Annotated in this window: 16 protein-coding genes; 13 read left to right on the plus strand and 3 right to left on the minus strand. The window is 73.2% G+C overall.

Features of this window, described 5'->3' with window-relative positions:
- The first annotated feature begins 6 nt into the window (after positions 1–6).
- From ACLWS4_RS02790 to ACLWS4_RS02835, 10 genes are all read left to right on the plus strand, one after another.
- Positions 7–1,236, plus strand: a complete 1,230-nt coding sequence (locus tag ACLWS4_RS02790; protein ID WP_416873300.1) for a PLP-dependent aminotransferase family protein — start codon at positions 7–9, stop codon at positions 1,234–1,236.
- An 80-nt stretch (positions 1,237–1,316) separates the two neighbouring features.
- Positions 1,317–1,955 (plus strand): class I SAM-dependent methyltransferase, encoded by a 639-nt coding sequence (locus ACLWS4_RS02795; RefSeq protein ID WP_049649753.1) that lies wholly within the window; start codon positions 1,317–1,319, stop codon positions 1,953–1,955.
- A gap of 224 nt (positions 1,956–2,179) precedes the next feature.
- Positions 2,180–4,777, plus strand: coding sequence for a lantibiotic dehydratase (locus ACLWS4_RS02800; RefSeq protein ID WP_416873246.1), 2,598 nt, complete (start codon positions 2,180–2,182; stop codon positions 4,775–4,777).
- 48 nt (positions 4,778–4,825) lie between these two features.
- Complete coding sequence (locus tag ACLWS4_RS02805; RefSeq protein WP_074004065.1) at positions 4,826–6,196, plus strand: B12-binding domain-containing radical SAM protein; 1,371 nt, start codon at positions 4,826–4,828, stop codon at positions 6,194–6,196.
- A 1-nt stretch (position 6,197) separates the two neighbouring features.
- Positions 6,198–7,292 carry an arginase family protein gene (locus ACLWS4_RS02810; protein ID WP_074004064.1) on the plus strand — a complete coding sequence of 365 codons (1,095 nt, stop codon included), beginning with the start codon at positions 6,198–6,200 and terminating at the stop codon, positions 7,290–7,292.
- Positions 7,289–8,341 carry a hypothetical protein gene (locus ACLWS4_RS02815; RefSeq protein WP_416873247.1) on the plus strand — a complete coding sequence of 351 codons (1,053 nt, stop codon included), beginning with the start codon at positions 7,289–7,291 and terminating at the stop codon, positions 8,339–8,341. The genes ACLWS4_RS02810 and ACLWS4_RS02815 overlap by 4 nt, the downstream gene beginning before the upstream one ends.
- A 70-nt stretch (positions 8,342–8,411) precedes the next feature.
- A complete protein-coding gene (locus ACLWS4_RS02820; RefSeq protein WP_416873248.1) occupies positions 8,412–9,356 on the plus strand; it encodes a PHP domain-containing protein in 945 nt (314 codons plus the stop codon).
- Positions 9,353–11,944, plus strand: a complete 2,592-nt coding sequence (locus ACLWS4_RS02825; protein ID WP_416873249.1) for a lantibiotic dehydratase — start codon at positions 9,353–9,355, stop codon at positions 11,942–11,944. Before ACLWS4_RS02820 ends, ACLWS4_RS02825 begins: the two co-directional genes overlap by 4 nt.
- Positions 11,941–13,239 carry an MFS transporter gene (locus ACLWS4_RS02830; RefSeq protein WP_416873250.1) on the plus strand — a complete coding sequence of 433 codons (1,299 nt, stop codon included), beginning with the start codon at positions 11,941–11,943 and terminating at the stop codon, positions 13,237–13,239. Before ACLWS4_RS02825 ends, ACLWS4_RS02830 begins: the two co-directional genes overlap by 4 nt.
- Positions 13,236–14,138 (plus strand): phosphotransferase family protein, encoded by a 903-nt coding sequence (locus ACLWS4_RS02835; RefSeq protein ID WP_416873251.1) that lies wholly within the window; start codon positions 13,236–13,238, stop codon positions 14,136–14,138. Before ACLWS4_RS02830 ends, ACLWS4_RS02835 begins: the two co-directional genes overlap by 4 nt.
- 114 nt (positions 14,139–14,252) lie before the next feature.
- Here the strand turns inward: ACLWS4_RS02835 and ACLWS4_RS02840 are convergent, their stop codons facing one another.
- The 3 genes from ACLWS4_RS02840 to ACLWS4_RS02850 are packed head-to-tail and all read right to left on the minus strand — an operon-like array spanning position 14,253 to position 18,979.
- Positions 14,253–14,495 carry a hypothetical protein gene (locus tag ACLWS4_RS02840; protein WP_380778170.1) on the minus strand — a complete coding sequence of 81 codons (243 nt, stop codon included), beginning with the start codon at positions 14,493–14,495 and terminating at the stop codon, positions 14,253–14,255.
- 12 nt (positions 14,496–14,507) lie between these two features.
- Positions 14,508–18,626, minus strand: coding sequence for a polymorphic toxin-type HINT domain-containing protein (locus ACLWS4_RS02845; protein ID WP_416873252.1), 4,119 nt, complete (start codon positions 18,624–18,626; stop codon positions 14,508–14,510).
- 50 nt (positions 18,627–18,676) lie between these two features.
- Positions 18,677–18,979 (minus strand): hypothetical protein, encoded by a 303-nt coding sequence (locus tag ACLWS4_RS02850; RefSeq protein ID WP_416873253.1) that lies wholly within the window; start codon positions 18,977–18,979, stop codon positions 18,677–18,679.
- A 69-nt stretch (positions 18,980–19,048) separates the two neighbouring features.
- Here ACLWS4_RS02850 and ACLWS4_RS02855 point away from each other — a divergent pair, with 69 nt between their 5' ends.
- From ACLWS4_RS02855 to ACLWS4_RS02865, 3 genes are read left to right on the plus strand one after another with little or no spacing between them, the layout of a single operon-like run.
- On the plus strand, positions 19,049–19,540 hold the full coding sequence (locus tag ACLWS4_RS02855; RefSeq protein WP_416873254.1) for a hypothetical protein: 492 nt from the start codon (positions 19,049–19,051) through the stop codon (positions 19,538–19,540).
- 50 nt (positions 19,541–19,590) lie between these two features.
- The gene (locus ACLWS4_RS02860; RefSeq protein ID WP_416873255.1) at positions 19,591–20,109 is read left to right on the plus strand and encodes a hypothetical protein; all 519 of its coding nucleotides are present in this window, start codon (positions 19,591–19,593) and stop codon (positions 20,107–20,109) included.
- Positions 20,110–20,158: 49 nt separating this feature from the next.
- Positions 20,159–21,829 carry a trypsin-like serine protease gene (locus ACLWS4_RS02865; RefSeq protein ID WP_416873256.1) on the plus strand — a complete coding sequence of 557 codons (1,671 nt, stop codon included), beginning with the start codon at positions 20,159–20,161 and terminating at the stop codon, positions 21,827–21,829.
- Positions 21,830–21,892 lie beyond the last annotated feature (63 nt).

Consider the following 21,892-nt stretch of genomic DNA (forward strand, 5'->3'; position numbering starts at 1 on the left):
CCGGCGATGACCTCGATGAACCTGCTCAACGAGATCTCCATCCGCTACCCGGAGGCGGTCTCCTTCGCGGCCGGCCGCCCGGCCGAGCAGTTCTTCGAGCTGGACGCCGTCCACCGCCACCTGGACCGCTACCTCGACCACCTGCGCACCGAGCGCGGGCTGACCGAGGAGGCGGCCCGCCGGCAGGTGCTCCAGTACGGGCGGACCAAGGGGATCATCCACGAGCTGATCGCCACCCACCTCGCCACCGACGAGGGCATCGAGGTGCCCGCCGAGTCGATCGTGGTCACGGTGGGCTGCCAGGAGGCGATGTTCCTGGTGCTGCGGGCGCTGCGCCGCGGCCCCGAGGACGTGGTGCTGGCCGTCTCCCCCACCTACGTGGGGCTGACCGGCGCGGCGCTGCTGGCCGACCTGCCGGTGCGGGCGGTCGCCGACGGCCCGGACGGCGTGGACCTCGCCGACCTGCGCCGCCAACTGGCCGCCGCCCGGGCCGAGGGGCTGCGCCCGCGGGCGCTCTACCTGGTGCCGGACGTGGCCAACCCGAGCGGGGCCAGCCTGCCGCTGGAGCTGCGCCGGGAGCTGCTGGCGCTGGCCTCCGAGGAGGACTTCCTGCTACTGGAGGACAACCCGTACTGCGTGTTCGCCGGCGAGGAGCGGCTGCCCTCGCTCAAGGCGCTGGACACCGACCGTCGGGTGGTCCACCTCGGCTCCTTCGCCAAGACGGCCCTGCCGGGCGCCCGGGTCGGGTACGTGGTGGCGGACCAGCTGGTGGCGGACGGGCAGGGCGGCACCGGGCTGTTCGCCGACCTGCTCGGCATGATCAAGAGCATGACCACGGTGAACACCTCGCCGATCGCCCAGGCCGTGATCGGCGGCGCGCTGCTGGAGCACGGCCACAGCCTGCGGGCCGCCAACACCGAGGTGGCCGCGCTCTACCGGCGCAACCTCGCGCTGGTGCTGGAGGGCCTGGCCCGGCGCTTCCCGCCCGGCTGCGGGGTGACCTGGAACGAGCCGCGCGGCGGGTTCTTCCTGGTACTCACGGTGCCGTGCGTGGTGGACGACGCGCTGCTGGAGCGCTCCGCCTCGGAGTACGGGGTGATCTGGACACCGATGTCGCACTTCTACCCGGGGACGGGCGGGGAGCACCAACTGCGGCTCTCCGTCAGCCAGGTCGACCCGGCCACCGTCGACCGGGGGCTGGACGGGCTGGCCGCGCTGCTCGCCGCGCAGTCCTGACCGGCCCCGGAAGGGGGGCGTCCCGTCCGGGGCGCCCCCCTTCCGGCCCGCTCCGACCCCCACGAGGGTAGGTTTCAGGCATGCTTGACTACCTCTCACGCACCATCGCCGCCTACGAGCACAGCGCCGACAAGTACGAGTCCGCCACCAAGGGCATGGTCCCGGACGAGGAGCTCGACCTCTTCACCGGGATGCTCCCCGATCCGGCCGGGCCGGTCCTGGACGCCGGGTGCGCCTTCGGCCGCGACACGGCCCTGCTGGCGGCCAGGGGCGTGGCGGTGACCGGCGTCGACCTGAGCGAGCCCTTCGTCGCCCGGGCCCGGGAGCTCCACCCCGGGCTGGACTTCCGGCGCATGGACGTGTGCGCGCTGGACCTCCCCGACGCCTCCTTCGCGGGCGTCTGGTCCCAGGCGACGCTGCTGCACCTCAGGGACGAGCACGTGGCGGCCGCGCTGGCCGAGTTCCACCGGGTGCTGCGGCCCGGCGGGGCGCTGTTCGTCAGCTTCAAGGAGGGGGAGGGCGAGGAGGAGTTCGTCGAGTCCTTCAGCGCCGACGCCGCCCGCTTCTTCCGCTACCAGACCGCCGACCGGGTCCGCGGCCTGCTGGAGGCGGCCGGCTTCACCGGGGCCGACGTCCGCGTCGTCAACGAGCGGCAGCGCTACGGCGCCGGGCACCGCGACCTCAACTGGCTGACCGCGTACGCCCGTACCGCGGCCTGAGCCGGCGGGGCCCAGTCCCTGAGCGAGCGTCACGTTCGGGTCGAAACAGGCCGTTTGCAGCCATCCCAATCGTCGGACCTTGGAGCACCACCACGGATTTCGGCTGACGACCGGTCAATCTCGGCCGGAAATCATTGCGTTGACCACATCGTTATTGAACGCCCCCTCGACACGTTGTTATGGTCACGAACTGTCGTGATCAAGTCAGCCACAAGGGGGCGATCATGGACGAGCCGAAGCCGCGTCCGGACGGCGCGCGACCTCCGACGGGAGGCGACCGCACCCCGGCCACCGGGGCGGACGGCGGCCCGGGGTGGTCCCTCGCCCCGGTCGCGATGCTGCGCCACGCGGGCTACCCGCTCTCGCTGCTGGACCGCGTCGTCGCCCCCTCGACCGCCCGGGTCGCCGACGCCGTCCTCGACCTGCGGGACGAAGCCGTCGAGCTGGGGCGGCGGTTGAAGGCCGACCTGCGCGCCGAGCGGGCCGGCACCCGGGGCGACCTCGCCTCCGGCGTCGGCATGCTCCGCCCCTTCCCGCCCGCCGACCTCGCCCGGCTCGAAGCCGAACTCGGCCCGGCCGCCCTGGACTCGGCCAAGCGCTACCAGGACGCGGTGCAGGCCCTGGACGGCCACTGGGAGGCCTTCGAGCGGGAGCACGGCGCCGCCCTCGCCGACGCCCGCCGGACCGTCGTGGACCTGTTCCGCGAACCCTCCCTCCAGCAGGTCCTGCTGCTGTCCAACGACGCCCGCTTCGAGGAGTTCACCGCCTGGCTCGCCTCCGGCGGCGCCGGGTCGGACGGCCACGTCAAGCGGATGACCGACCTGCTCGCCATGTACCTCCAGCGGGTCACCACCAAGAACGAGACCCACTCGCACTTCGGCCCCCTCGCCGTCGCCCGGACCGCACCGGAGGGCGCCGCCCCCGGCGTCGGCTGGTCCACCGGCCCGCTGCGCCGGATCGCCCTGCTCAGCCACTGGGCGGGCGAGGCGATGGCCGAGGTCTTCAGCGCCCGGCCGGAGGCCTTCGAGGCGGTGCGCCCCCGCCGGCGGCCCCTCGCCTTCGCCGAGGGCCCCGTCGTCCGGCTGTACGCGTTCGAGAGCACCACCGGCATGCCGGACGGCTGGCGCTTCGTCGCGGTGAAGGCCGACACCTTCGACGCCGACCGGTCCTGGCTCTGGGAGCACTGCGACGGCGAGCGCACGGTCGCCTGGCTGCGCGCCGCCTGGGCCGACCGCCCGGACCGCCCGGCCGACCGCGACTTCGACCGGGTGCTCGCCGAACTCGTCGACCAGGACTGGCTGATCGGCCGCCGGGAGATCCCGATCGGGGCCACCGACGTCCTGCGCGAACTCGCCGGACAGCTCGCCGACGACTCCCCCGACCTCGCCGTGGTGCGGCGCTTCCAGGACGGGCTGCGCCGCTTCGCCGAGGGCCCGACGGAGCGGCGCGCGGCCCTGCTCGGCGAGCTCAAGCAGGCCTTCGAGGAGGTCACCGGCTCCGCCGCCAACCGCTCCGAGGGCCGGCACTACGCGGACCGGAGCATCCTCTACGAGGAGGCGTACAGCCCGGTCAGGGACGTCGTCCTCGGCCCCGACGTCGCCGCCCTGATCGGCCGCGAGCTGTCCGTGGTCTACGACCTGACGCTGCTCGTCCCCCGGCTGCGCGTCCGCCGCGAGCTGGACATCCTGCACCGCTGGACGGCACGGCGCTTCGGCACCGGCACGCCCGTACCGCTGCCGGACTTCTACGCCGCCTTCTTCGCCGACAAGCCGCTGCTCGCCGCCGAGTGCGCGGAGGTGGACCGGGAGATCGCGGCGCTCGACCGGGAGGTCGTCGACCTGCTGCTGGACGGCGCCGAGGACGGCCGCTCGGAGAGCGTCGTCGACCGGGCCCGGCTGGAGGAGTTGCTCGCCCGCCACCCCGACACCCCGCCCGCGCTGTGCAACCCGGACGTCATGCTCGCCGCGCCGGACGCCGCCGCGATCGGCCGCGGCGACTTCCTCGCCGTCGTCGGGGACTGCCACGCCGTCCGCGAGGCGCTCACCCACTCCAGCTTCGCCTCGATGCTCCAGGCCGAGGCGCCCGAACTCCTCGACGCGGTCCACGACCGCTACCGGGGGCTGCTCGACGAGGACGAGGTGCTGGTCGACCTCTCCCGCTCGCACCCCGACAAGACCGGCGCCCAACTCACCTACCCCTGCCCGGACCTGGAGGTGTACGGGCTCTCCCCGAAGGCCCGCGGCGACGTCCTCCAGCCCGGCGCGCTGTACCTGCTGGCCACCGCCGACCGGCTGGAGCTGCGCGCCCACGGACTGGCCGGCCGGCTCAAGCTGCTCGCCCCGCTGGCGGGCGGCCCCAGCATCCGCCAGGACCCGCTCTCCCCGTTCGCCTTCCCCCGCCACTTCGGCGGTGTCGGCGTCCGCGACCGGGACCGCGACCACGTGCCCCGCATCCGCTGCGGCCGGATCGTGCTGCACCGGGAGCGCTGGCGCGTCCCCGCCGAGGCCCTGCGCGGCTGGAGCCCCGGCGTCCACCGCTCCAAGGGCGACGCCCCGGAGTTCGCCGCCGCCCGCCGGCTGCGCCGCGAACTCGGCCTGCCGCGCCGCGGCTTCCTGAAGATCCCCGGCGAGCCGAAACCGGTCTACGTCGACTGGGAATCCCCCCTCATCGTCCGGCAGGTCTTCCGGCTCGCCCGGAAGACGGCCGCCGCTCTGGAGTTCAGCGAAATGCTCCCCGCCCCGGAGCACCTCTGGCTCGACATCGACGGAGAACGTCACACCAGCGAGCTGCGCTGTGCGGTCTTCTCGCGCCGTCCCCACTGAGTGCTCCACGTCGAGGACCCCACGCCCTCACCGACCGAAGGCACCGCCATGACCAAGAGCTGCATCGTCCAGTTGCCCTTCCCCTCCAGCCACGACCCCGACCCGAACCTCGCCCGCTACTACGACGACTACGACCGGCGCTTCCGGGCCATGCTGCCCGAGTACTTCATCCCGACCGACGGCCTGTGGGAGATGCCGCTCTGGGTCGCCCACCTGACCGCCCTGCTGAACACCGCGGGCCTGGACTCCGTCTTCCGTGACCTGTCCAGGACCCCGGCCGAGCCGGAGCACTGCGCCGAGCCGCTGCTGGAGGCGACCGCCCCCGGCGACCTGGTCCTGATGTCCCCGCTCGCCCAGAACCTCCGGCTCGCGCTGGAGGTGGCCAAGCGGCTGGAGCACGCCGGCCGGCGCGTCGTCCTCGGCGGCAACATGGCCCCGCTCGCCCCCGACGGCGCCGTGCACGCCGTGCACCGCGGCCAGCTCGACGCCACCTTCGTGCGCCGGCTCGTCGAACTCGCCTCCGGGTCCGGCGGCAGCCTGGAGAAGCCGCTGCTGCCCGGGCTGGTGTCCGACCGGATCACCTGGGCGCCGGACTACCGCCACCTCGGCGGCTACCAGGGCCGGGTCCCGCTGCTGCGGCTCAACGCCAGCCACGGCTGCCTGTACCAGTGCTCGTTCTGCGGCGACGCCTGGAGCAAGCAGCTCACCCTGGTCGCCAAGGACGCGCTCGCCCAGGAGGTCGACGAGCTGACCAGCCGGTTCCCCGACACCCGGCTCTTCTACATCGGCGACAAGACCTTCGGCCAGTCCCGCGAGGCCGTCGGCAACCTGCTGGACGTCTTCCGCGACCGCCCCGGCTACCGCTTCATCGTGCAGACCCACGTGATGCAGGTGAAGGAGTGGATCGTCGAGGCCATGCTCGAACTCGGCGTCGTCGCCGTGGAGCTCGGCTTCGAATCGGCCGACTCGCAGATGCTCAAGCGCCTCAACAAGCTCTCCCGCGGCCTGGACGACTACACTTCGAAGATCCGTCAACTCAGCGACGCCGGGCTGAAGATCGTCCTCAACATGATGGGCGGCCTGGACGAGGAGACGGAGGCCGCGCACGGCCAGACCGTCAGCTGGATGCGGGAGAACGAATCGGCGCTGTGGCTCTTCAACCTCTACAACTTCGTCCCGTACCCGCTCACCCCGGACTTCCCCAGGCTGCGCGAGCGCATCTTCAACTGGGACTTCGCGGACTGGCGGGAGGACGCGCCGGTCGTCTACCGGCCCCGGCACCTGTCCCCCGAGGACAGCTGGGACCTGTTCCAGGAGAAGATCGCCGCGGCGCACGCCATCATCCGCGACCCGCTGCCCGCCGCCCCGGCCTCCGCCGTCCCCGGCCTGTCCGTCACCCCCGCCGCGCAGGAGAACTGACATGACCGAGCTCCCCGACTTCGAGGCCCTCCGCACCAGCGTCAAGCCGGAGGACTTCGAGCAGGACCCGCTGCCCGGCTGGGCCGGCGTCGGCACCCTCTTCGGCGCCCCCACCACCACCGCCGACCAGGTGGACGTGGGCGAGACGGGCTGGGTGGTGTCCGGCGTGCCCTACGACGCCACCGCCAGCTCCCGGCCCGGCGCCGCCGAGGGGCCGCGGGCGGTCCGCCAGGCCAGCCTGGTCTTCTCCAGCTACCTCACCAGCCTCGGCCAGTGGCGGATGCTGGACACCCGCACCGGGCAGACCTTCCGCTACCACGCGCCCCGCGTCGCGGACGCCGGAGACCTGCACATCTACCCGACGGACACCGTCAAGACCTTCCAGGCCGTCGCCGCCGAGAGCCGCCGGCTCAGCCAGAACGCCCCGCGGCTGATCTTCCTCAACGGCGACCACTCCTGCACCTTCCCCACCTTCGCCGGCTTCCGCGCCGGCCGGCTGGACCGCGGCGCCGGCCGGGTGGGGTTCATCAACATCGACCACCACTTCGACTTCGGCAACTGGAGCACCCTGCACGGGCCGCTCTACCACGGCTCCAACTCCCGCCGGATCAGCGAGATCCCGCAGATGCGCCCGGAGGACATCGCCTTCGTCGGGGTCGGGGACGTGACCAAGTACGACCAGTTCCGCGGCCTGCTGGACAGCGGCTTCCACGTCGTCCCCGGCTCCCTGATCACCCGGGACGGCGCCGCCGCGGCCCTGCGCCCCGTCATCGAGGAACTCGGCTCGCGGTGCGACACCGTCTACGTCTCCCTCGACATCGACGTGCTCGACAGCGCCGCCGCGACCGGCACCGGGCACGTCACCATGGGCGGCATCGGCATCGGCGACCTCCTCGACGTCTACGAGGAGCTGCGGGCGCTGCCCGTCGGTGCCGTCGACATCGCCGAGATCGCGCCCCGCTACGACCCGTCCGGCGGCACCGCGCAGATCGCCGCCCGGCTGCTCTTCGAGTTCCTGTTCCGCACCGAGGTCGCCCCGGCCGAACTCGCGCCCTGGGCCCCCGGCACCCCCTCCGCACCCCTGGAGCACCGGTGAGATTCACGCCCCACGAAGCGCAGTTCGACTGTACCCCGCTGGTCTCCGGGGCCCCCGCCGAGCGCGAGCGGGCGCTAGACGACCTCGCCGCCGGAGCCGTCGAGGTCATCCACCGGACCGGCTACGCCGTCTTCCGGATCGGCCGGCTGCGGCTCGGGGTCGAGGAGAGCCGCCGGCTGTCCACCGGCATCGTCGAGCGCGTCCGCACCGCGCTGATCGCCCGCGGCGCCCCCGCCCGGATGCGGCTGGAGGTCGACAAGGCGCAGCAGACCTACGTCCCCGAGGGCTACACCACCCGGACCCTGCTGCCCCACCACGACGGCCAGCACTGCTCGTACCTGACGCCCAGCCTCCAGGACGCCCCCGACTGGGACCCGGCCCAGCGCACCTACGGCGACTCCGGGTACACCACCACCGCCGCGCACAAGATGTACCAGGGCATCTTCCTGCCCGAGGTCGGCGAGGGGCTGAGCGTCACCACGTACTACGACTGGCTCGGCGTGATCGACGAGGTGCTGGACCGGCGCGGCATCGACCGGGGCGACGACCCGGTGGCCGGCGCGGCCCGCTGGCTCGGCGGCAACCTGCGCCGCGGCCTGGAGCGCCAGCCCGAACACGGCTGCGCCTACCCGTCGGTGGGCGCCATGCTCGGGCTGGAGGAGACGTTCTGGCACGGCCTGTCCTTCCACCACAGCGAGGCGGACCTGTCCAAGGAGGAGCGGCGGCGCTACCCCGCCGCCGTGCCGCTGGCCCGCGAGTGCGCCTGCGGCGAGTGCCGGGGCGAGGCGGCCCGGCTCTTCTGCCACCAGCTGCTCATGGCCACCGGCCTGACCTGGGCGCGGTTCCGCCGCCGCTGGGAGGTGCTCGCCCCGGGCGAGCACTGCGACCTGCTGCTCGGCCACAACCTGACCATGCTGCACGGCGGCCTGGCCGGCGGCGCGGGGCGGATCATCGAGCCGCTCTGCCTGGTCGTGGACGAGCCGTCCGGCCCCGAGTACGAGCGCTGGCTGGCCGCCTCCTGGCGGCGCACCCTGCCCGGGGCCCGCTGATGCGGAGGAGCCTGCCGGTGCGGGGGGCCCTGCCGGCGCGGGGATTCCGGTCGGCGTGGAGGTCCCGCTGATGCGGGGGGCGCCCGCGACCCTGGCCACCCCGGTCGACCTGCACCTGCACACCCGGCACTCGGACGGGGACGAGGCGCCGGCCGACCTGGCGAGGCGGTGCGTCGAGGCCGGGCTGCGGGTCGCCGCCGTGACGGACCACAACACCCTCGCGGGCGTCGCCGCCTTCGAACGGGCCGCCGCCGGGCGTCTCACCGTCGTCCCGGCCTGCGAGATCACCACCACCTGGCGCGACGAGGAGACCCACTGCCTCGCCTACTTCGTCGACCCCGGCGACGAGGCGTTCCGGCAGCGGATCGGACGCCTCCACGACGCCGAACTCGCCTGGTGGCGCACCTGGACCGACCGGGCGCACGCCCTCGGCGTGCCGATCGCCCGGGCCGACGTCGAACGGCGCCTCGGCGGCGACCGGGTGGCCTACGTCAACGACTACCTGGCCCTGCTGCTGGAGGCCGCCGGGGACGACCCCCGGTTCGCCCCGTACGCCGACGGCGACGACCGGTTCGCCCGCCTCATCGCCGACTGGTGCCGCCCGGGCCGGCCGCTGCACGTCGAACACCCCGTCAACCCCGACCTGGTGGACGTGCTGTCCTGGATCGAGCGGGCGGGCGGCGTCGCCGTCCTCGCCCACCCCGGCCCGCACACCGCCGGCCTGGACGCCCCGCGGTGCGCCGAACTGCTGGCGCCGCTGCGGGAGGCCGGCCTGGCCGGACTGGAGGTGTGGACCAGCTGGCACACCCCGGCCGACAGCGCCCGGCTCGCCGAGGCCGCCGGGCGGCTCGGCCTGGTCGCCACCGCCGGGTCCGACTACCACGGGGTGCGGGTCAAACCCTGGGCGCCGAGCCCCGGCCTGCTGCCCGCGCTCCCCGCCGACCCGCTCGCCGTCCTGGACGCCCTGCACGACCGCCGTCCGCCCGTCCACTCGATCCCCCAGGTGAGGCCGTGACCACCGTCAACGATCCCCGGACCGCCGCCGAGCCCGGGGTGCGCGTCCCCTGGCAGCTCGCGCCGGTCGTCGTGCTCCGCCAGGCCGGCTTCCCGATGGAGCTGCTCGCGCCGCTGGCCGACCCGGCCGCCGCCGAGGAGGCCCGGGAGCTCGTCGCCCACGGGCAGCGGCTGAAGGAGCTGGCCGACGCGTTCAAGGCCGCCCTGCGCCGCCACCCGGTGCCCGGCGCCGCCCGGCTGTCCTCCCCCGCCGGGTTCCTGCTGCCCGTCCCCGAGCCCGAGCTGGCCGCCGCGGCCGCCGCCGTGCCCGCCGAGGAGGCCGCCGTCCTGCGCGCCTACCAGGACGCCGCCCGGCACTTCGCCGAGGAGCAGACCCGGTTCGCCGCCCGGCACCAGGACCGCCTCGACCGGGCCGGGGCCGCCGTCGTCGAGGCCTTCGGCGACGAGCGGCTGCGGCAGGTCCTGCTGCTCTCCAACGACTCCGCCTACCCCACCTTCGCCGCCTGGCTCGACGCCCACGACGGCGCGACCGGGCGGCGCACCCGCAAGATGACCGACCTGCTCACCATGTACCTCCAGCGGGTCACCACCAAGAACGAGACCCACTCGCACTTCGGCCCCTTCACCCCCGGCCGGGTCGGTTCCGCCCCCGGCATCACCTGGTCCGGCGAGCGGGAGCTGGAACGGCGCGCGCTGTTCAGCCACTGGGCCGCGGAGAAGCTCGCCCAGAGCGCCGCCGCCGTCCCCGGCCTGCTCGACCACGCCCGCCCCCGGCGCCGCCCGCTGTCCTTCCTGCGCGACGGCCGGATCGACCTCTACGCCTTCACCACCCGCGACGGCCTGGACACCGACTGGGACTTCCAGCACCTCGGCGGGCGCCCGGTCGAACCGTACGAGGCCTGGCTGTGGCAGCACTGCGACGGCGAACGCACCCTGAGCGAACTGCGGCAGGCCTGGCAGGACGAGCAGCGCTGCCCCGTCCCCTTCGACGAGGTGCTCGCCGGACTCGCCGAGCGCGAATGGGTGGTCGTCGAGTTCGAGATCCCGATCGGCGACCACCGGCCGCTGGCCGCCCTGCGCGAGCAACTGCTCGCCGCCCCCGCCCCGCTGGCCGACCCGCTGCTCACCGCGATCGACGGCTTCGAGGCCGACCTGACCCGCTTCGCCGCCCTGCCGCTGCCCGAACGCGCGGCCGCGCTCGCCGAGAGCAAGGCCCGGTTCGAGCAGCTGACCGGCGGCCCCGCCAACCGCAACAGCGGCCTGCACTACGCCGACCGCAGCATCCTGTTCGAGGAGGCCCGCGGCCGCCCCGCCGACCTGACCGTCGGCCCGGACCTCGCCCGCTTCATCACCGACGAACTGTCCATCGTGTACGAGACCGTGCTGGCCGGCCCGCGCCTGCGGATGCGGCGCGAACTGGTCATCCTCACCCGGTGGGTGGCCGACCGGTTCGGCCCCGGCGTGGAGATCCCGCTGGACGTCCTCTACGCCGAGTTCTTCCGCGACCGCGACGCCATCGCCCGCGAGTGCCTCGCCGTCGAGGCCGAACTCGCCGAACTGGACCGGGAGATCGGCGCCGCCCTGCTCGGCGAGGCCGCCACCGACCCGGACCGCTCCGAGGTCGTGGTCGACCGGGAGCGGATGGCCGCCGTCCTCGCCGCCCAGCCGAGCAGCCCGCCGGCCGTCTGCGACCCGGACATCCTGTTCGCCGCGCGGAGCCGGGAGGACCTGGCCGAGGGCCGGTTCACCGCCGTCATCGGCGACTGCCACGCGGTGCGGGAGGTCATCACCCACACCAGCTTCGGCCCGCTGATCCAGGAGCACACCCCCGAACTGCTCTCCGAGGTGTACCGCGGCTACCGGTCCCTGCTCGCCGACGACGAGGTGCTCGCCAACCTGTCCCGCGGCCACCCCGACAAGTCCTCCACCCAACTCGTCTACCCCTGCCACGACCTGGAGGTCTACGGCCGCTCCGCGCAGTCCCGCGACCGGGTGCTGCAGCCCTCCCAGCTCTACCTGGTGCTGCGCGACGGCCGGCTGGAGCTGCGCGCCCACGGCGTCGAGGGCCGGCTGCGCCTGATGGCGCCCCCGGCCGGCGGCCCGAGCATCCGGCAGGACCCGCTCTCCCCGTTCGCCTTCCCCCGCCACTTCGGCGGCGCCGGACTGAACGCCCCCGATCTGGCCCACATCCCGCGCATCCGCTGCGGCCGCGTCGTGCTGCAGCGCGAGACCTGGCGCATCCCCGCCGCCCGGCTGCGCGACACCGCCGCCTTCGGCCGCCAGACCGGCCGGGACGACGCCGCGCTGTTCGTCGCCGCCTGCCGGCTGCGCGCCGAGCACCGGCTGCCCCGGCACGTCTTCGTCAAGGTCCCCGGCGAGCCCAAGCCGGTCTACGTCGACTGGGAGTCCCCGCTGCTGGTCCGGCAGCTGGGCCGGCTGGCCGCCCGAGCCGAGGGCACCCTGGAGGTGTCCGAGATGCTGCCCGCCCCCGACCAGCGCTGGCTGGACGTGGACGGCCGGCGGTACACCAGCGAACTGCGCTGCGCCGTCTTCTCGGCCGGGAACCCCGCCGCGGAGCCGCGCGGGTGAGCACCGACACCGCCGTCCGCCCCTCCTCCGGCTACCACCGGGTCCTCGGCGCCGCCGCCTCCTCCGCGGTCGGCGACGGCATGCGCTTCGCCGCGCTGCCGCTGCTCTCCACCGCGGTGCTGGACGACGCCTTCCAGGTGTCCGCCGTCACCGCCGCGACCACGGTGCCCTGGCTGCTGTTCGCCCTGCCCGCCGGCGCGTACGCCGACCGCTTCGAGCGGCGGCTACTGATGGTCCTCGCCGACCTGCTGCGCGCCGCGGTGCTGGCGCTCACCGTCCTGCTGCTCGCCGCCGACCGGCTGACCTTCTGGCCGCTGCTCACCTCCGCGTTCCTGCTGGGCGTCGGCGAGGTGCTGTTCGACTGCGCGTCCTTCGCACTGCTGCCGAGCGTCGTGCCCAAGGACCGGCTGGAGTCGGCGAACGGCCGGCTCTTCGCCGTCCAGACCGTCGGCCGCGACCTGCTCGGGCAGGTCGTCGGCGGCGTGCTGTTCACGGTCGGCCGGGCCGTCCCGCTGGTGATCGACGCGGTCTCCTTCCTGGCCTCCGCGCTGCTGCTGCGCGGCGTGCGCGGGCCGGTGCCCGAGTCCGGGCCCGAGTCCGGGCCTGAATCCGGGCCTGAATCCGGGCCTGCCGCCGAACCCGGGCCGGGCGCCGGGAAACCCCGCCTGCTGGCCGACATCCGCGAGGGAGTCGCCTTCGTCCTCCGCGATCCGCTGCTGCGTGCCCTGACCGTCTCCGCCGGGGTCATCAACGCCGTCTACCTGGGCCAGATCGCCGTCTTCGTGATCCTGGTCCGCGAGGTGCTGGAACTCCCGGACGCCGCGTACGGGGCGCTGCTGGCCGCCGGGGCGGTCGGCGGCGTGATCGGCGGCGCGGTCGCCGGCCGGCTCAGCAAGGCCGTCGGCCGGGTCCCCGCGCTGGTCGGCAACCTGGCCCTGATGGGCGCCGCCGGCCTGGCGGTGGCCGCCACCGACCGGGTCCCCGTGGTCGCCGTCGCCTACGGCGTCACCGGCTTCGCCCTGATGGTCTGGAACGTCGTCGCCGTCTCCCTGCGCCAGACGATCATCCCGGACCGGATGCTCGGCCGGGCCACCGGCGTCTACCGGCTCTTCGCCTGGGGCACCATGCCCCTCGGCGCGCTGGTCTTCGGCCGGGTGAGCGCCTCGGCCGGGCCGCGCGCCGCCTTCGCCCTCGGCGGCGTGGTCACCCTGCTGACCTGCCTGCCGATCGCCTACGCCCTGCTGAGGGACAGCAGGGTGACCGACCGTCGCAAGACCACCGAGGATGCACCATGAGTGAGCGTTTCGCCGTACTGGACCGACTGGCCGGACAGTGGGGCCTGAGCGGCCTGGAACTCGTCGGCAAGGGCCTGGAGTTCACCGTCTTCCGGGCCCGGGCCCGGGACGGCGAACCGGTCGCCGTACGGCTCGCGCACCACCGCTTCGACTCCAACGCCAACGACCCGCACGTGGACACCCGCGCCCTGCTCGTCCAGGAGCACGCCATCGCCCGGCACCTGGCCGAACACGGCCTGCCCGTCGCCCGCGCCCGGGAACTCGTCCTCGCCGACGACCCCGACTCCCCCGACGTGCTGCTCTCCGACTACGTCCCCGACGACGGCACCCCGCTCGACTCCCACGCCCTCGGCCGGCTCCTCGCCCGGCTCCACCAGGCACCCCCGCCGCCACTGCACCCCGTCGCCGCCGAGGGCGGCACCACCGCCGGGGTCCTCACCACCCGGATAGCCCGCCGCTGGGCCGAACTCGCCCGCCTCGTCGCCGACTGGCCCGAGCCCCCCACCCCCGGCCTGCTCGCCCGGCACCTCTCCCCCCTCACCGGGAGCAGCCTCCTCCACCTCGACGTCCGCAGCTCCAACATCCGCCGCCACCAGGGCCGCACCACCGCCCTCCTGGACTGGTCCAACGCCCTCCTCGGCACCCCCGCCCTCGAGTTCGGCCGCCTCGCCGAATACGCCCGCTACCCCGAGAACGACCTCGACCTGCCCGCCCTCCGCGCCGGCTACGCCACCCTCGCCCCCGTCCCCGCCGAGGACGACCCCACCCTCCTCGCCTGCCGCCTCGACGCCGCCCTGATGCTCGCCCTGGTCTTCCTCTCCGAAGCCCCCGACCCCACCCGCGGCCCCACCGCCGCCACCCACGCCCGCGCCCTGGCCGAGCGCCTCACCCGCCTGTAACCGCCGACAACGGCGACCCATTGCCTGCGACTGGTGCCGCCTGATATCGCCGCTTGCCCACCAAGACACCGCGAGGCCCCACTGACCTAAGATCAGTGGGGCCTCGCAGTCACCTCAGGAGATTTCCCTCAGCCACGCCCAGTCGCCCTGACGGGTTCGCAGTCGCTCGACAGCCTGCTCAATGCATTCGTCAAGGCTGGAGGATTCAGCCCGGATGAACCCTTGATCTCCAAGAACCCTTCCGGACATGACCACCGTCCACGGGTCCCCGCCGTCCGCCATCCTCTCGTCATCCACCTTAAGGATTACGGTGACGCCGGCGCGGCCTAGGCCCTCCATCAGCTTTTCGATGTTCATGTCAGGCCATCCCTAGTATCCCCTCAAGGCCGCCACGATATCGGCAATATCGTGAAGCTGGCCCTTTCCGACCGCGTCGATGACACTGCGCAGGTCCTGGGCCGTGCCCGGGCCACTGGTGATGCTGTTGCGCTCCATCAGCTTCTCGACGACCGCCTGCGCCGTCCGCTTGTTCCCGTTGTTGAACATGTGACTTCCCGCGATATCCCGGATAACGACCGCGGCCTTCTCCCAGAAGCTGTTGTAGCGACTCGCATTGACCAGCATGTTTTCAGGAGAGCCACTCAGGAGCGTCTCTCCACCGAATTCACGGTTGAGCTGAGCAATCTCGTCGGGAGTAACGCCCGACTTGAAGCCACCGAGATCACAGGCCGGAGCGGCGTTATGCACAAGCACCGGCGTATCGCCTGCCACCACATAGTACGTGTGGAGGTCGTCGACGGTGAGGTTGTAGGCGGGCTGGAGGGTGTTCCAGTGCCGGACGTCCTCGATGCGTTGGGGCCGGCCGGCCGGGTCACGCAGGTCGTCGCCGGGCTTGAGGTCGACGGCGTCGGTCCACTGCTTCTGGCTCTCGGACCAGAAGGGGTGGTGGTCGGTGCTGGTCAGGGACTTCCCGGCACCCAGCGAGATATCCGTGAAGTCACGGTCGTTGGGGCCGTAAATGGTCGCCGAGACCCGACGGGAGCCGGTCAGTCCGATCGTCGGATCGGTGGCGAGGACCTCGTCGCCGATCCGAACCGTCTCAATGGCGCGGGTGGATCCGTCGGCCATCAGGACTCGGGTGCCGGCCGCAAAACTATTCGGCAGCGGGCAGACAGGAGGGAGACGGGTGACGAGCTTCTGGATGAACTCGACGGCCTTCTCGCCCCAGGACCCGAACTTCTTGGCCCACTGCGCGAGCTTGGCGACGGCGGCGCCGTCGCCGATGAAGGGAATCGCGCCGATGCAGGAGGTGAGCGCCTCGGTGGTGCGGCCCTCGACGGCGTAGTAGGCGCAGTTGACGAGGTCGGCGATGTCGGCGAGACCGGGGGCGATGACGCCGCCCGCGCCGCCGATGACGTCCAGGGTGAGGTGGACGCTCTCGGAGAAGAGGTGGTAGAGGTAGCTGACGTTGTCGCTGTCCTCCTTCGCCTTCTTGATCTCCTCCTCGATCCCGGCGATCGCGTCCTGCTTCTCCTTCTCGGCCTGGGCCTGCTTCTCGGCCTCCTTGCGCTCGGCCTCCAGCTTCGCGAGCCGGGCCTTCTCCTCGGCGTCCCGCTTCACCTCGTAGCTGGCGTGGGCGTCGTCGGCGGCGGTCTGGGCGGCCTGGGCGTCCTGGCCGGCCGCCTCGGCGGAGGCCCGGGCGGCGGACGCGGACTCGTTCGCCTGAATCGCGGACCATCGGGCCTGTCGGGCCGACTGGTCGGCCTGGTTGGCGGAGTAGACGGCCTTGGCGGCGTCGCGGTTGGCGGAGGCCTTGGCGGCGTTGGCGGTCTTCGCGGCCGCGGCGGCCCTGGTGGCGTCGGCCTGGGCGGCGTCGGCGGCGGCCTGGGCCTTGGCGACGTGCTGGGCGGCGGTGTCGGCCGACGCCTTGGCGGTGGCCTCGTAGCCCCTGGCCTCGTCGGCGACGCCGCGGGCGTAGGCGGCGGCGGCCTGGGCCGTGGCCGCGTTCTTCTGGGCGGTCGCGGCGACGGCGGTGGCCTCGGCGATCAGGCCCTTGATGTCGGCGACGTGGACGGCGGTGAGCCGGTCCTTCTGCTGAGCTGTGTACTGGCCCTTGGCGATGAAGGCGCGCAGGTCCTGCACGGGGCCTTCGAGGGCGACCTTCGCCGCGGCCTTGAGCTCGGGCTCGGTGGCCGGGGCGTCCTCGAGCCGGGTGGCGGTCAGGCGGTCGTCGGCGGCCTGCGCGTCGGCCAGACCCTTGCCGAGGAAGGCCCGCAGCGCGGCGGGGGTGTTGACCCGCAGCGCGGCGTCGGCGGCCGCCTTGACGGCGGGACCGGCGTTGTCGCTGAGCCGGGTGATCGTCAGCCGGTTCTCCGGCGCCGCGGCCTCGTACTGGCCGCTGTTCAGGAACGCGCCGACCTGGGTCCGGTCGCCCTGGAGCACGGTGTAGGCGGCGTCGCGGACCGCGTTGTTCCCCGAGTCGGTGTAGACCTCGACGGCACGGTCGTGTGCGTCGCGGTCGTCAGCTTGCTTACGTCCGGTCTTGAGGTACGAGAGCACTGCGGTGTCCGGGCCGGTGAGGGCGGCTTCGGCAGCCTCGGATCCCCAGGAGCCTGAGATCTTGCGGGAGATCAGGGCGAGCTTGCGGCCATCGGTGGCGACCTGCGCCGGCGTGGCTCCGGGCTGGTTGGCCAGCTGGGCGAGGCGGTCGGCCTCGGCCTTCGCCTGCTGGACCTGCTGGGCGGCCTGGTCGGTCTGCGCCTGCTTCGCCGTCTCGTCGGCCTTGGCCTTACGGGCCGTCTCCACCGCGGCCGCGGTCCGGTTCGCCAGGTCCTCGGCCTCGGTGCGACGGGCGAGGTCCTGGACCGCGTTGGCCTGGTCGACCGCGCGCTGCGCGTCCACGGCGGCCGCGGAGGCGGCGTTCGCGTGGTTGGTCGACTCCTGTGCGGCGTTCGCGCTCTGGCCGGCGTGCTCGGCGGCGTACCGGGCGGCCTGGGCCGCCGCGGCGGCGTGCTCGCCCGCGGACTTCAGGAGCGTCGCGGCGGCCGCGGCCTGCGTCGAGGCCTCCCCGGCCAGCTGCTGGGAGGCGGCCGCGGCGCGGCCGGCCTCGGCAGCCGAACGGCGCGTGGCCGCCGCGGCCTGCTTGGCCTTCGCCGACTGCCCGCCGGCGCTGTCCGCGTAGGCACCGGCCTGCTCGGCGGAGCCCGCCGCGGAGTCGGCGTTGCCCTTGGCACTCAGCGCGGCACCCGCCGCTTCCTTGCTGCTCTTGGCGGCGTCGTTCGCGTGACCGAGCGTCGTGTTCGCGTCCGCCGCCAGCTTCGCCGCGGCGTCGGCGACATCGGCCGCCACCCGCGCGTCGTGCGCCTTCGTCTGGTCACCGGCGGCCGCGGCCGCGGCCGTCTCGGCGTTGGCCGCGGCCCGCTGGGCCCCGGCCGCCGCGGCGGCCGCGTTCGACGCCGCATAGGCGGCGGCCCGCGCACCCGCGTTGGCCGCACGAGCTGCCGCCATCGCCGTCCGCGCCGCCGCACCCGCACGCTCGGCCGCCGTCGCGGCCTTGTTCGCCGCCTCCGTCGCCTTGGCCGCGTCATTGCCGGCCTTCTGCGTCTCCGACGCGGCCAGCGCGGCGGCCTCCATGGCCTTCTGCGCCTCGTAGACCGCCTTGTCCTTGGCCTCGATCGCCGCGGCCGTCTCCTGCGCCGCCTGCGCGCCCGCGTCCTTCGCCTGCTGCACCAGCTGCGCGATGCTCGCACGCTCCTGGTCACGGCTCTGCGCGATGTACTGGCCGACCGCCAGGAAGTCGCGCACGTCCTCGATCGACCCGTTCAGCGCCGCACGCGCCGCCGCCTGGGTGTTCGTGCCGCCCGCGCTGAGGATCTGCACCAGCTTGAGCCGGTCGTCGGAATCCTTTGCCGGGAACTGTCCCTCGGTCAGGAACCGCTGCAGATCATCACTGTTGTTGCTGCGCAGCGCCGCGTCACCGGCGGCCTGCAGGTTGCTGCCCGCGCCCATCGCGGGGTCGGTGAGCCGGGTGATCATCAGCCGCCGGTCGGCGTCGAGCGCCGCCTGCCAACCACTCTGCAGGAAGGCGCGCAACCCGTCGGGAGTTCCATCGATCGCCTTGTCCGCGGCCTCGCGAACCTTCGGCCCACCCACGCTGGAGATCTGCGTGGCCGCGAGCAGATCGTCAAGGCGCTGCGCCCCGGCGATGTCACTGTCCAGGAATCGTTTCACGTCCTGGTCGGAGCCGGCCAACGCAACCTCAGCCAGCTCGTGCATGCGAGGGCCGCCGTGGAGCCAGGCCTGGACCGTGCGCTCGCGGTTGCTCAGCTGAACCTGGTCGTCAGTCGGTTCGGCGGCCGAAGCCGTCGAGATGCCCGACCCCACCAGCCCCGCCGTCAGAGCCAGCGGCAGCAGGCCCAGGGAGAGCCTACCCAGCAGCGGCGGCCTTCCCCTCCCCCGCCCCCGTGACCGGGATATCGAATGGTGCATCAGAAAACCTCCACTGTCGGCATCGGCCGGATTCACGGCCGCAGCGGAGCCTACGTCAGATGACGGTACGACAGAACGTTCACGAAGTCAGAAAGTTGCTCGAAGAGCAGCCAATGAAACACCTGCCAAAGGGCAAAGCCAAGCAAATACAACCGCATCACCGATAGGCACTCAACCACTGGGAAAGTGTGACATTCCGCCTGGCCAGAGCCTAGAAAGCGCTTGTCGAGCCGCCGGCCCATCTGGTTCGATGGCCCGGATTCCGGCTGCGGCACCGAAGGCGTCGATGCGGCAACTTCGGCTACTTCCACCGGCAATGACGTCTCGTCATTGCCGGTTGGTTCGCCCACCATTCAGGCCGGTCACCCGATTCCGCAGATCCGCCCGTCAGGGCAACACCAGATGAACGAAAAGGATTAGGCATGGCAAAGCGCTTGTCCCGCTTGCTCGTTGGCGGTGCGGTCGCCGTGGCCGCCACGCTCGGCGCCGCCGCACTCGCCTCCGCCGACGGCACTCCGGCGGACAACTCGGCCGCGCCGGTGGCGGTCGAGGACTTCAACTACCCCGGCCCGGCGCCGTACCCCAACGTCAAGCTGCTGCGCGGCGACGGCCACATCGTGCTGTCCGACTGCGCCGTCGACAGCCAGATCAGCGTGTTCAGCTTCGACCTGCCCAACGCCGGCGGCAACCAGATCTGCTTCCGCGCCACCAGCACCACCGGCTACCTCGCCCTGGAGGTGCCCAACGTGTTCCGCATCCGCACCGACGCCTACTCGCTCAACGCCAAGCTCACCAGCGTCGACGGCGCGCAGAGCGTCGACATCGCCAAGGGCACCGCCCTGCCCGTCGGGATCGGCAGCGGCTCCGGCAACGGCAAGCCGGCCGCCCTGCTCGAACTGCGCGTCACCGGCTGACCAGCACCGGCCCGTACCGCTCCCCGCTCACCTTCCCGATGGAGCCCCAGGTGACCCACACCCCCCTCCGCACGGCCGGAAGGACCGGCCGCGCCACCGCAGGCCGGTGGCTGGCCGCCGCCGCCGTGACCGCCACGGCCCTCGCCGGCGCCACCACACTCGCCGCAGCCGACACCACCCCCGCCGACAACTCCGCCGCACCGCCCGCGGTCGAGGACTTCGCCTACCCGGGCGCCGCCGCCATCACCAAGGTGAAGCTGCTGCGCGGCGACGGCCACATCCTGCTCGGCGAATGCTCCAAGCCCAACCAGATCCAGGTCTGGACCATGGCCCCGGGCAACCCGGACAACCAGATCTGCTTCACCGTCTCCGGCACCACCGGGTCGCTCACCCTCGAGCTGCCCCAGGTCTTCGCCATCCAGACCTCCGGCGGCCGCGCCGTCCGGGCCGACCTCACCGACGGCACCACCCAGCAGACCCTCGAGGTCCCCAAGGACGGCTTCCAGCCGGTCGGCAAGGGCAGCAACGGCAACGCGACCAGCCTCCTCGAACTGACCGTCACCGGCTGACAGCCACCCGCGCATCCACCTCCCACCTCTCACCTCCGGGAATCCCCCTATGCCTCGCAACTCCTCGACCCGCAACCTGCGGGCCGGCGCTCTGGCCACCGTCCTCGCCGCCGGCGCCCTGACCACCCTCGCCACGCCCCCGGCCGGCGCCGTGGTCGGCGACGCGGCCGCCAACGACACCTACGCCTACACCGCGCACCTGGCGATCGGCGACAACCTGCGGGCCTGCACCGGCACGCTGGTCGACCGCAGCTGGGTGCTCACCGCCGCCTCCTGCTTCTCCGACGACCCGGCGCAGCCGCAGGCCCTGGCGGCCGGCAAGCCGAAGTGGAAGACCACCGCGACCATCGGCCGCACCGATCTGACCACCGGCGCCGGCAAGACCGCCGAGATCGCCGAGCTGGTGCCGCGCGCCGACCGTGACCTGGTGATGGCCCGTCTGGCCACGCCCGTCGACGGCATAGCCCCGCTGCGGGTCGCCACCGCCGCGCCCGCCACCGGGCAGTCGCTGCGCGTGCCCGGGTACGGGCGCACCAAGGACGAGTGGGCGCCGCTGAAGCTCCACACCGGCGGGTTCTCGCTGGACACCGTGAGCGCGACCGGCATCGGCACCACCGGTACCGGCGGTGCGGCGATCTGCAAGGGCGACACCGGCGCCCCCGTGGTCCGTACGACCAACGGCAAGGCCGAGCTGCTCGCGGTCGCCTCCCGCTCCTGGCAGGGCGGCTGCCTGGGCGTGCCCGCCACCGAGACCCGCACCGGCGCCTTCAGCTCCCGGGTCGACGACATCGCCGGCTGGGTGCAGCAGACCCGCGCCAAGGCCATCGGGTGGAAGACCCAGGCCCTGGTGCGCAGCGACACCAACCTCTACGCCGCGACCCGCCTGTACGACGGTTCGTGGACCCCGTACCAGGACGTCCAGGCCGCGGCCGGGAACATCGGCGGCGTCCGCGCCGTCACCTCGGCCGGCATCGACACCAACACCCACGTCCTGGCCCTGGGCGGCGACGGGCACCTGCACCACGCCATCCGCAGCCTCGACGGCAGCTGGGGCCAGAAGTTCATCGACGTCAACGCCAACGTCGCCGACCTCGGCAACATCACCCAGATCGCCGCCACCCCGGTCGGCGCCGATCTGCACATCGTGGTCGTCGCGAACGGCACCCTGTTCCACACCGCCCGCTACGGCAACGGCCAGTGGAGCGGGTTCAAGGTGGTCACCGACAACACCGGGCCGCTCAACGGCATCACCGCCATCTCCGCCGGCGGAACCGCCTCCGGGGACCTGCACATCGCCGCCGTGTCGGGCGGGAAGGTCTACCACACCCGGCGCAACGTCAGCGGCGCCTGGTCCCTCTGGGGATCGGTCTCCGACGTCGCCGGCGCCACCGGGCCGGTGACCTCCGTCGCCGTCACCCGCCAGAACAACGACCTCGACCTCGCCACCGTCGCGAGCGACGGCCAGTACCACACCCTGCGTTACGCCTCCGGCGACTGGTCGCGGATGAACTCCCTCGTCGACGTCATCGGGAAGGTCACGGGCACCGGCATCAGCGCCGCCACCGTCGACACCGACGCCCAGTTCGCCGTCACCACCAACGACAACAAGGTCATCCTGACCGCCCGCCACCTCGATGGCACCTGGGCCGACCCCGAGTACCTCGACCTCGCCGCGATCCCCGGCAACCACATCGGCACCGTGATCACCAGCTCCATCTGATCCACGGCCCGCCGGCGGGCGTCCTGGTGCGGGAGCGGACCGCCGTCCCGCACCGGGGCGCCC

It is taken from the genome of Kitasatospora sp. SC0581 (assembly GCF_048159585.1).
Lineage (GTDB): Bacteria > Actinomycetota > Actinomycetes > Streptomycetales > Streptomycetaceae > Kitasatospora.

What these genes read in the sequence shown, in the direction of transcription:
- ACLWS4_RS02790 (WP_416873300.1), top strand. Translation starts at nt 7, where the DNA reads ATGACCTCGATGAACCTGCTCAACGAGATCTCCATCCGCTACCCGGAG.
- ACLWS4_RS02795 (WP_049649753.1), top strand. Translation starts at nt 1,317, where the DNA reads ATGCTTGACTACCTCTCACGCACCATCGCCGCCTACGAGCACAGCGCC.
- ACLWS4_RS02800 (WP_416873246.1), top strand. Translation starts at nt 2,180, where the DNA reads ATGGACGAGCCGAAGCCGCGTCCGGACGGCGCGCGACCTCCGACGGGA.
- ACLWS4_RS02805 (WP_074004065.1), top strand. Translation starts at nt 4,826, where the DNA reads ATGACCAAGAGCTGCATCGTCCAGTTGCCCTTCCCCTCCAGCCACGAC.
- ACLWS4_RS02810 (WP_074004064.1), top strand. Translation starts at nt 6,198, where the DNA reads ATGACCGAGCTCCCCGACTTCGAGGCCCTCCGCACCAGCGTCAAGCCG.
- ACLWS4_RS02820 (WP_416873248.1), top strand. Translation starts at nt 8,412, where the DNA reads ATGCGGGGGGCGCCCGCGACCCTGGCCACCCCGGTCGACCTGCACCTG.
- ACLWS4_RS02835 (WP_416873251.1), top strand. Translation starts at nt 13,236, where the DNA reads ATGAGTGAGCGTTTCGCCGTACTGGACCGACTGGCCGGACAGTGGGGC.
- ACLWS4_RS02840 (WP_380778170.1), bottom strand. Translation starts at nt 14,495, where the DNA reads ATGAACATCGAAAAGCTGATGGAGGGCCTAGGCCGCGCCGGCGTCACC.
- ACLWS4_RS02845 (WP_416873252.1), bottom strand. Translation starts at nt 18,626, where the DNA reads ATGCACCATTCGATATCCCGGTCACGGGGGCGGGGGAGGGGAAGGCCG.
- ACLWS4_RS02850 (WP_416873253.1), bottom strand. Translation starts at nt 18,979, where the DNA reads ATGGTGGGCGAACCAACCGGCAATGACGAGACGTCATTGCCGGTGGAA.
- ACLWS4_RS02855 (WP_416873254.1), top strand. Translation starts at nt 19,049, where the DNA reads ATGGCAAAGCGCTTGTCCCGCTTGCTCGTTGGCGGTGCGGTCGCCGTG.
- ACLWS4_RS02865 (WP_416873256.1), top strand. Translation starts at nt 20,159, where the DNA reads ATGCCTCGCAACTCCTCGACCCGCAACCTGCGGGCCGGCGCTCTGGCC.